Here is a 9327-nt window from a genome sequence, read left to right as displayed (position 1 = left end):
ACATGCGGCGTTCCCTTGCTCATGGTTTCAGGCATGGTCAGGATGATCTTATATCCACGGGCGGCGGCGACCATTGCCAGAGCAATGCCGGTATTTCCGCTGGTGGGCTCCACGATGGTTGTATCCTTCGTGATCAAACCAGCTTTTTCGCCTGCGTCGATCATGGCGGCACCAATGCGGTCTTTCACCGAATGAGCCGGATTGTAAAATTCCAGCTTGGCTACCACTTCGGCTTTTGCTCCTCAGTCACACGGTTGAGTCTTACAAGGGGAGTGTTGCCAATTAGATCTGTTACGTTATTTGCGATTTTCATGTTGTTCTCCTTTGGATTCGGCTAAGTGCCAATATTAAAATAAAAAAACGGCTGTCTGCATACTAAGAAAAAATCTCAGTTCGCAAACGGTGGGGGCAATTCGCAAGCCGCTAAAAAGCGACTTTTGATTTTGCGGGGTCAAGCCCACCGTTTACGGCAGTCAGCCGTTTTGTCTCTGGGAAGAGGCGGTGGTTAGAGACCCCGCCGTGTACATGTGCAATGTAAATTATTTTCATAGCGTTTAGAAAGTGTGAAGTCCGAATATCTTACCCGAATATTTTTTGTGTTTGTTATTGCCATGTTAGCAAATATTAGGTGAGTTGTCAAATTGTATGACAGTAATGTTTGAAAAGCAGGGAATGTTGAAGGAAACAGAAGCAGGTTCGAGGTCCGCATTGAAACGGGGCGGTAAATAAATAGGGATGAGATAAAACTTTGATGGCGGGCTGACTGATATGGCGTCGTCGAATCTTCCAATCCGTAGTTAAAAGGCGGATAAAACGATAATTTGTGGTATATTTCACAATTGAGCATGGTTAACTTAACTTAATGGAGGTGAGAGGTATGAGCTGTAAACGCCCATACTGAATTTAAGTTGGAGATTATACAAATGGAAAGTGTTGAGTATTTTCTACTTCTCGCGGGGGCGATGTTTTGCGCGTATCGAGCTACTGTATCCAAACGAATTCTTTCGTCAACTTTATATTTGGCTTGTATCAGCGCGTTGACTTCAGTGGTCATCTTTATGTTGGGTGCTACTCAGGTGGCAGTGATGGAGCTCTCGGTGGGTGCGGGGCTGGTGACGGTGTTGATGGTCTACGCCTTGAGCGTGGTGGGCGAAGACGCGCTTGACCCAAGTTCTGTAATTCCGAAACCGCTCGCCATGGGACTCGTCGCCACGGTGACGATCTTATTGGGCTGGATGGTGTACCCCGCGATTCAAGTCACACTGGTGACGGGTGATGTGGACCTCGCCAGTGTTCTCTGGCAAAGCCGTGTGTTGGATGTGTGGATACAAATTGTTTTGATTTTCTCAGGTGTGATGGGTGTTTTGGGGTTGTTATCTGAACGAACGCCTGGCCATAGCGAAGAGGTGCATGCATGAACTTTTCTCCGCTCGATATTATTCTGTTTGGAATCGCTGGTTTGCTCGGCGTCGGTTTTTATGGATTGCTCATCACGCGCAACTTAATCAAGACCGTGATGATGTTGCAGATTTTGATCAAAGCCGTGGTGCTGGCCTTGGTCTTTGCGGGAAAAGTCAGCGGCAATTTAGGGTTGGGACAATCCACCGCCGCGACCGTTATCGTGGCCGATACAATCGTGGCCGTTGTTGGTTTGGCGCTGGCTGTGCAAGTGCGTCGTCGCTTTGGTACTTTGGACGTGCCGAAGATTTCCACACTAAAAGGTTGATATGGCTGGCAACTTAATCCTTCTCATCATCGGAATTCCCTGGTTGGGTGCGCTCGTGGTTTGGGCAATTGGCGACAAGCGCGCAAAAGCCCAACATATATTGGCTGTGATTTTTAGTCTGCTATCTGGAATCGCTGCCCTGATTCTTTTGGCGTATGTAGATTCACGCCCCGCGCTTAATCTGACACTTGCTCCTGTCTTCGGCAACCTGACCTTCGTCCCTGACGGATTGTCAGTGACCTTGACCGTCATTGCAACTGTTATCGGTTCGCTGGCGGTTTTGTTCTCAGTCGATTACATGCGTGGCGAAGCCCAACTTGGGCGCTATTACTTTATGGTCTTGTTCTTCATCGGCGCGATGGCTGGCCTGGTCTTAAGTGGGAATTTATTATTCACATTTTTCTTTTGGGAGATCACGGCGCTTTGTTCGTATGGATTAATTTCCTTCTACAACGACGATCCCAAAGCGGTAGCGGGCGGTATCAAGGCGCTCATCATTACTCAAGTCGGCGGCGTGGGGTTATTAGCCGGCACGTTGATCGCTTATGCAAATCTTGGAAGTTTTCAAATTTCAGATGTGCTTGCAAATGCAGGTGCAATTCCAGTGGCTGCACTATCTTTCATGGCTTTTAGTTTTCTAATCGCCGCCGCTGCGAAATCGGCGCAATTCCCATTTCACACCTGGTTGCCAGACGCGATGGAGGCGCCGACTCCGATCAGCGCACTGATTCACGCCGCGACGATGGTCAATGCCGGTATTTATTTACTGGCGCGTTTTTATCCCGCGTTTGAGTCTGTTCCAAATTGGAAGACCGCTGTCATCTTGGTTGGTGTTACTTCAGCATTGATCACGGCCGTCATGGCGTTGACCGCTACCGATCTAAAACGCGCGCTGGCTTATTCAACTGTCAGTCAATTGGGCTACATGGTTTATGCAATCGGCGCGGGCGGTGTGCTGGCGAGTCAATTTCATTTGCTGAGTCATGCAGTTTTCAAAGCGTTGCTTTTTCTCACTGCGGGTTCGGTCATTCACGCCGTTGGCACACGCGATATGCGCCGCATGGGCGGCCTCAGCGCAAAAATGCCATTCGCCCGCAATGTCTTTATCATCGGCGCACTCGCCCTGATGGGACTTCCCATCTTCAACGGCTTCTGGAGCAAGGAGCTCATTCTTGAAGTCGGCCTCGAACATTCTCCGCGCTGGGCCTATGTCCTCATGCTCATCGGCGCGGGTCTCACAGCCTTCTATACTTTCCGCATGACATGGCTGGTCTTCTTCGGCACACAACGCGAAGAATTACACGTTCACGAAACCGGCACGGCGATGAAAATTTCACTCGCCATCTTATCCATTGGTTCATTTACAACATGGCTATTTTTTGGCGGATTAAATAAGCTGTTATCTACGTCCATGCCTTTTCATGCCATCAAAGAAGAATCCACCCTGGAGATGGTCATCGATCAGCTCTGCACCCGCTACCTGGTTCGCTTTACTGGTGGTAATTCTTGGTCTGGCATTATTCTTCACTGTAGGCCGAAAGTTTGCGCTGACAGAAAGTCCTGGCTGGCTCAACTCACTTACCGATTCATCTTTCGGGTTTGAATCAGTGAATCACTTTGTTGTGAATACGGTCAGTAAGTTTGCTGAAAGTTTACGCGCCACACAAACTGGCGAATTGAACTGGAATATCCTTGGCATTATCGGCGCATTATTTATTGTGCTGGCAGTGCTGTTGTGGGGCGGTGCGTAAATGACACTCCTGACCTTCATCGGCATGATCGTAATTCCGCTGGTTTCCTCTCCGCTTGTATATTTGTCCGGCCGCCTTGGCACACACGAAACAATCTTACATCGCCGTTCCTTCCTCGTGCGCGGACTGGCTCTGCTCGCCATCCTGCTCGCGTGGATTCCCTTTGTGCTGTCTGTGCAAACTTTCCTCGCTGGCAATGTACAGGAATTCAATATTGAAGCCATCTGGCTGCGCGTGGACGGGATCAGTCTGCTGGCCGCCGCGATGATCCTGACACTCGGTACTTTGGTCATCCTGTTCTCTGGTCCATACATGGCTGGCGAAGTGGGCGAAGAAAAATATTACGCCATGCTGCTGGCTATGATCGGTTTGATGATCGGTCTCGCCTGCGCCGGTGACTTATTCAACTTGTGGGTTTGGTTTGAAGGCATGGCGATCTCCTCATATCTATTGGTCGCCTTTTATCGTGAACAAGCTGCTTCGTTGGAAGCGGGTATGAAATATCTTGTGCAAAGCGCAATTGGTTCTGTGATGGTCTTGATGGGCATTGCTCTGGTTCTTGCAAATGCCGGGACGTTGGATCTGCCCGGGATTCGCGAAGCAGTCAACGGGGCGGATATGAACCGCTTTGCCTTGCTTGGCGCGGGCGCGCTATTCATCATCGGTTTTGGAGTCAAAGTTGCAATTGTCCCATTGCACACCTGGCTGCCCGACGCGCATTCACAAGCACCCAGCGGAATCAGCGCCATGCTTTCAGGTGTAGTCATCGAAGTGGGGTTGGTTGCCATGCTGCGCGCGCTTTCGGTGCTGCCGGGCTTTTCGCTTTCGTGGGGACTCCTGTTCATGGCTTTTGGTGCGTTAAATATTTTATATGGAAATTTATTGGCTTTGCGCCAAACGATGGTCAAACGTATGCTGGCTTATTCGAGTTTGAGTCACATTGGCTATATTCTTTTAGGCCTCGGCATTGCGCTTTATTCTGGCGTGGAACTTGGCGCGCAAGGCGCATTCTTTCATCTCTTCAATCACACACTAATGAAAGGACTCGCGTTTTTGTCTGTCGGCGCGTTGATCTATGGCTTGTTCCTGCAGAATAATTCTCACGCTTCGCTGACGATCAACGATCTGGCTGGCACCGCGCAGAAATATCCGCTGGTTGCGCTTGCATTAAGTATCGCCGTTTTAGGTCTTGGCGGACTGCCGCCATTAGCTGGCTTTATGTCTAAGTGGCAAATTTTTGTGGCTGGCTTTAAAACTCACGATAACTGGATCATTGCGTTGATGATTTTCATGGCGCTCAATAGCGTACTCTCGCTTGCATATTATGCGCCGCTCGTGAATATGATGTATCGCAAAGCGCCCTCTGTGCAAGTGTTGGCGGGCAAACAATTATCGCTTGCGATTGTGTTGCCGCTCATACTCATGATGGCTGCTGTCATCGTGTTGGGTTTTGTGCCGCAATTAATGGATTGGGTCACCATCCCCGCCGCGCAAACTTTGATGACGATGTTTGGAAAATAACCCTATGACAAACTTTCTCCTAACCCCCTTGATCGCGTTCCTCGTTTACGGATTAGCCGTCTCTGCCGTTTCTGGCCTCGGACGATTATTCGCAGCCAAAGGACGCAAGTCTCAATTCAAATCAGAACCCTATGCCAGCGGAGAAGATTACGACCCAATTCCCGCCGCGCCGGGCTATCGTCAGTTTTTTGTGATCGCGTTATTTTTTGCGGTATTACATCTCGGTGTAATTATGGTCGGCAGCAGTGACCTTTCATCGGTCACGGTTGTTTATTTGCTCGGACTCATATTGGCACTGGTCGCTTTGATCCTCGGATAATAATGGTGAAACATGAACACAAATAACGATCAACTTTGGACAAAGGTCATCAATCAAGTCCGCACCTGGGCGCGGATGAATTCCATTTGGGCGGTGCATTTCAACAGCGGCTCATGCAACGGCTGCGACATTGAAATTCTCGCCACGCTGACACCGCGTTACGATGTCGAACGCTTCGGCATCAAATTGCAGGGCAGCCCCCGTCATGCTGATGTGCTGATCGTAACCGGACCCGTTACCCGTCAGGCAAGGGAGCGTTTAATCCGCACCTATGAACAAATGCCTGATCCCAAATTTGTCATCTCGGTTGGGTCATGCAGTATTTCGGGCGGCGTCTTCGAAGGCTGCTACAACTGCGTTGGCTCGGTCGATGATGTCATTCCAGTCGATGTGTATATCCCTGGCTGCCCGCCGCGCCCCGAAGCCATCATTGACGGCATCGTTCAGTTGCTCACGAGTTTGAAGGGCGGCCAGGCGCGCAAGCAGCAAAGACCCGTCATCACCGAGGAGATTCCCGCATGAACATCGAACAAGTTTTAGCGCAAGCCGAACAGCTTCTCGCTCCGTGGAATAAGGAAACCATTCATCCTGAATCAAATCGTGTGGATGTTGTTATCACTGGTGACGATCTGCGCGCGGCAGTGACCGTCTTGCATGAAGCGCATTGGGGATATCTTTCCGCGATCACCGGTCTGGACCTTGGAACTGATTCTGCTCAACTGGAAGCGCTCTATCACTTTTGCAGCGGACCCGCCATCACATCCCTGCGCATTCGTTTGCCGCATACCAATGCCAGCCTGCCAAGCATCGCAGATATTCTTCCGCCCGCATCTTTTTTTGAACGTGAAATGCAGGAAATGTTAGGCTTCACATTTAGTGGATTAAATATCAGCGAACGGCTTTTTCTGCCCGATGACTGGCCTGATGATGTCTATCCAATGCGGGCGGATTTCACGCTCGATCAAGCCGCGCCGGTAGCTGGCCGCCATGCTGACGAATTACCCGAGCAGGGAGTTGTTGGCGGCAATACGTTTGTAATTCCGATTGGCCCGCAGCATCCCGCGCTCAAAGAACCCGGCCATTTTGAATTTACAGTGGATGGAGAAATTGTCACCGCCGCACGTATGCGGCTTGGTTATGCTCATCGCGGCATTGAGAAAGCCGCCGAGAGCCGCAACTGGATTCAAAATTTATATCTCTTCGAACGTGTGTGCGGAATTTGTTCACACACACACGCGATGGCCTACAGCCTTGGCGTGGAAAAACTGGCGCAGGTCGAAGCGCCGCCGCGCGCGCAAGCCATCCGTGAATTGGTGGCAGGACTTGAGCGTGTGCACAGTCATTTGCTTTGGCTGGGAGTTGCCGCTCACGAAGCCGGCTTTGATACGTTATTCATGTACTCATGGCGTGATCGTGAAACTGTGATGAATCTGTTGGAACAGATCACCGGCAATCGAGTTAATTATTCTGCGAATTTATTGGGCGGAGTCAAATGTGATATTGGTCCTGAACAAGCCAAAGCCATCAAGGAAGGATTAACCTATCTCGAAACACGCATTCGTCATTATCTCGAAGTGGTCACAACCGATGTGATGTTCTTGAATCGGACGCGCGGTATCGGCACGATCTCATTTGATGAAGCTGTAAAGTTTGGTTTGCTTGGCCCGACGGCGCGCGCCTCAGGCTTGGTGCGTGACGTGCGTGTTGAAGCTCCTTACGGTGCTTACTTCCACTTCCCGGTCAGCGCGGTAACCGAAACCAATGGCGACCTTGAAGCCCGTTGTGAAGTTCGCTTGAAGGAATTGCTGGTCTCATGTTTTACCATGCGCACCATTGTGGATAACCTTCCCGAAGGTCCGTTGACCGTTCGTATGCCGCGCAAAATTCCTGCGGGTGAAACTGTTTCACGCATCGAAGCGCCGCGCGGCGAATTGTTCTATTTTATAAAAAGCAACGGCGGAGAAACCCCCGCGCGAATTCACATCCGCACGCCCAGCCTGTGCAATTGGGTCTCTGTGCTTGAGAAAGCCGTCGGGCGTCAATTGGCCGATGTGCCGATGTTGATCGCAGGCATGGACCCGTGCTTCTCGTGCAATGATCGCCTTGTCACCGTCGCCCGCCCTGACAGCCGCGAGACCTGGTCATGGAGTCGACTGCGCGAGTATGGAATTGAGTATTACAAACGATGAACACATTCACGTCACTTTTCACGCTCTTGATTTTCCCCGCAGGCTTGACGCTCGTACTGGTCGGCATGTTCTACGAATGGATCGACCGTAAACTGGTGGCTCGTTTTCAGAATCGTGTCGGTCCGCGCTGGTTCCAACCCTTTGCAGACGCGCTCAAACTTTTTGCCAAGGAACAGATCAAGCCTGCGATCGTTAATCCATATCTATTCTTTGGTTTGCCAATTGCCGCGCTCTCTGGCGCATTGACCGCCGCTCTGTATGTTCCCTTAATGGGATTAAACCCCGCTTATAGTTTTCCCGGTGACTTGATCGTCACCATTTATCTGCTCAGCCTGCCGACGATGTGTGTCGGCCTCGCCGGCTGGAACACCAGCGGACGTTTCTCATTGATCGGAGCCACACGCACGCTGACGCAGTTGTTTGCCTATGAAGCACCGTTTCTATTGGCCATGCTTGGACCGGCTCTCGTCGCGGGTAGTTGGCAGATCAGCACGATTAATGAATTTGCTCAAGGTAAATGGTTAATTCTTACCCAGCCCGTTGGTTTTATAGTTGCGTTGATCGGTTTGATGGGCAAGCTCGAACTTCCGCCCTTCGATGCGCCCGAAGCAGAAACCGAAATTGTCGCCGGCGCGCTAACCGAATACAGCGGACGTGGTCTGGCGATGTTTAAAATAGGCAGGTCTGTTGAGTTAATTATTGGCTTGTCGCTGGTCTCGTCTTTTTATCTCGGCGGATTGAATGGCATCCCATCATTTTTATTCAAATCGCTGGCCTTGCTTTTGGTAATGTCCATGTTCCAGGTTTTATTAACCCGCCTGCGTATCGACCAGACTGTTGGGCTTTGGTGGCGCTTTGGTGCGATCTTGGTTTTGGCACAACTACTGGTCATGATCTTGTGGAAAGGATTTGCATTATGAAAATTGGAACCATGCTTAAGGATATTGTTGAGTCGTTTTTCAAAAAGAACAGCACTCAACTCTATCCAGTGGAAAGAACTCCTACGCCGGAAAGATTCCGCGGCAATCTGCAATATAACCCCGCCGCTTGTACGGGCTGCTGTTTGTGTGTTAAAGATTGCCCGTCCAAAGCCATTGAACTTGTCACCATTGATCGTGCCGCCAAACGCTTCGTGTTGAAATATCACATGGATCGTTGTATCTATTGTGGGCAATGCGCCATCAATTGCAGATTTAAATGTATGGGCATGTCTAATACCGACTGGGAACATGCTTCACTCAATAAAGAGGAGTTTACAATTTATTATGGAAAAGATGAAGATATCGAACATCTCATGGCAAACCTCGCTCCACCAGCTGCTGAGTCAACTGAAAAGTAATTCCGGCGAACCGCCGCGAGTTGCAATTGTAGGCATCGGAAACAATCTCCGCAATGACGATGCGGCCGGCATGCTTGTGGCGCGTGCATTACTGCACCGCGAGTGCGCCGCCGATACACCTCACTTGCTCGTCATTCAAGCTGGTCATGCTCCCGAAAATGTGACCGGTGAATTACGCAGCTTTGCGCCCCAAATAATTTTATTGATCGACGCGGCAGAAATGCGTGATGTCCCTGGTGCCATTTGCTGGGTGCCGATCCAGTCCATTGAAGGCATGAGCGCATCCACGCACAGTTTGCCGTTATCCATGCTGGCGCGTTACCTGACTCTGGAACTTCATTGCATGGTGGCGCTAATTGGTATTCAACCCAAGTCCAATGACGTAGGCGAGATCGTCAGCGCAGAAGTATTGCACGCGGTTGATGTCGTTGTGGATGAAATTTGTAATGCCTGTTTTACGCTTAAATCTCCATATTGAATGT

The 9327-nt window shown here is 50.3% G+C and carries 11 protein-coding genes and 1 pseudogene; 11 read left to right on the top strand and 1 reads right to left on the bottom strand.

Features of this window, described 5'->3' with window-relative positions; all coding sequences use genetic code 11:
* Positions 1-313 (bottom strand): annotated as a pseudogene (locus IPL71_RS22200) (pyridoxal-phosphate dependent enzyme); the annotation flags it as partial.
* Between the two features lie 610 nt (positions 314-923).
* On the opposite strand from IPL71_RS22200, the gene IPL71_RS22195 reads away from it, so the two are divergent.
* Genes IPL71_RS22195 through IPL71_RS22145 form a run of 11 tightly spaced genes read left to right on the top strand, consistent with a single transcriptional unit; the run spans position 924 to position 9323 of the window.
* Positions 924-1418, top strand: a complete 495-nt coding sequence (locus IPL71_RS22195) for a hydrogenase subunit MbhD domain-containing protein (protein WP_345325420.1) — start codon at positions 924-926, stop codon at positions 1416-1418.
* Positions 1415-1726: an NADH-quinone oxidoreductase subunit NuoK gene (locus IPL71_RS22190; protein ID WP_345325418.1), complete on the top strand. Its 312-nt coding sequence runs from the start codon at positions 1415-1417 to the stop codon at positions 1724-1726. The genes IPL71_RS22195 and IPL71_RS22190 overlap by 4 nt, the downstream gene beginning before the upstream one ends.
* A gap of 1 nt (position 1727) precedes the next feature.
* On the top strand, positions 1728-3329 hold the full coding sequence (locus IPL71_RS22185; protein ID WP_345325416.1) for an NADH-quinone oxidoreductase subunit 5 family protein: 1602 nt from the start codon (positions 1728-1730) through the stop codon (positions 3327-3329).
* A gap of 4 nt (positions 3330-3333) precedes the next feature.
* Positions 3334-3477 carry a hypothetical protein gene (locus IPL71_RS22180; protein WP_345325415.1) on the top strand — a complete coding sequence of 48 codons (144 nt, stop codon included), beginning with the start codon at positions 3334-3336 and terminating at the stop codon, positions 3475-3477.
* Positions 3478-4998 carry a complex I subunit 5 family protein gene (locus tag IPL71_RS22175; protein WP_345325414.1) on the top strand — a complete coding sequence of 507 codons (1521 nt, stop codon included), beginning with the start codon at positions 3478-3480 and terminating at the stop codon, positions 4996-4998.
* 4 nt (positions 4999-5002) lie between these two features.
* Positions 5003-5317, top strand: a complete 315-nt coding sequence (locus tag IPL71_RS22170) for a hypothetical protein (protein ID WP_345325413.1) — start codon at positions 5003-5005, stop codon at positions 5315-5317.
* 12 nt (positions 5318-5329) lie between these two features.
* Positions 5330-5839, top strand: a complete 510-nt coding sequence (locus IPL71_RS22165) for an NADH-quinone oxidoreductase subunit B family protein (RefSeq protein WP_514130841.1) — start codon at positions 5330-5332, stop codon at positions 5837-5839.
* On the top strand, positions 5836-7506 hold the full coding sequence (locus IPL71_RS22160) for a hydrogenase large subunit (protein WP_345325412.1): 1671 nt from the start codon (positions 5836-5838) through the stop codon (positions 7504-7506). Before IPL71_RS22165 ends, IPL71_RS22160 begins: the two co-directional genes overlap by 4 nt.
* The gene (locus IPL71_RS22155) at positions 7503-8426 is read left to right on the top strand and encodes a complex I subunit 1 family protein (RefSeq protein ID WP_345325411.1); all 924 of its coding nucleotides are present in this window, start codon (positions 7503-7505) and stop codon (positions 8424-8426) included. Before IPL71_RS22160 ends, IPL71_RS22155 begins: the two co-directional genes overlap by 4 nt.
* Positions 8423-8845, top strand: a complete 423-nt coding sequence (locus IPL71_RS22150) for a 4Fe-4S binding protein (protein ID WP_345325409.1) — start codon at positions 8423-8425, stop codon at positions 8843-8845. The genes IPL71_RS22155 and IPL71_RS22150 overlap by 4 nt, the downstream gene beginning before the upstream one ends.
* Positions 8772-9323 (top strand): hydrogenase 3 maturation endopeptidase HyCI, encoded by a 552-nt coding sequence (locus IPL71_RS22145; protein WP_345325407.1) that lies wholly within the window; start codon positions 8772-8774, stop codon positions 9321-9323. The genes IPL71_RS22150 and IPL71_RS22145 overlap by 74 nt, the downstream gene beginning before the upstream one ends.
* Positions 9324-9327: the final 4 nt, after the last annotated feature.

It is taken from the genome of Candidatus Villigracilis proximus (assembly GCF_016717045.1).
Taxonomy (GTDB): Bacteria; Chloroflexota; Anaerolineae; order Anaerolineales; family Villigracilaceae; genus Villigracilis; species Villigracilis proximus.
This window is presented reverse-complemented; position numbering and strand designations above follow the sequence as displayed.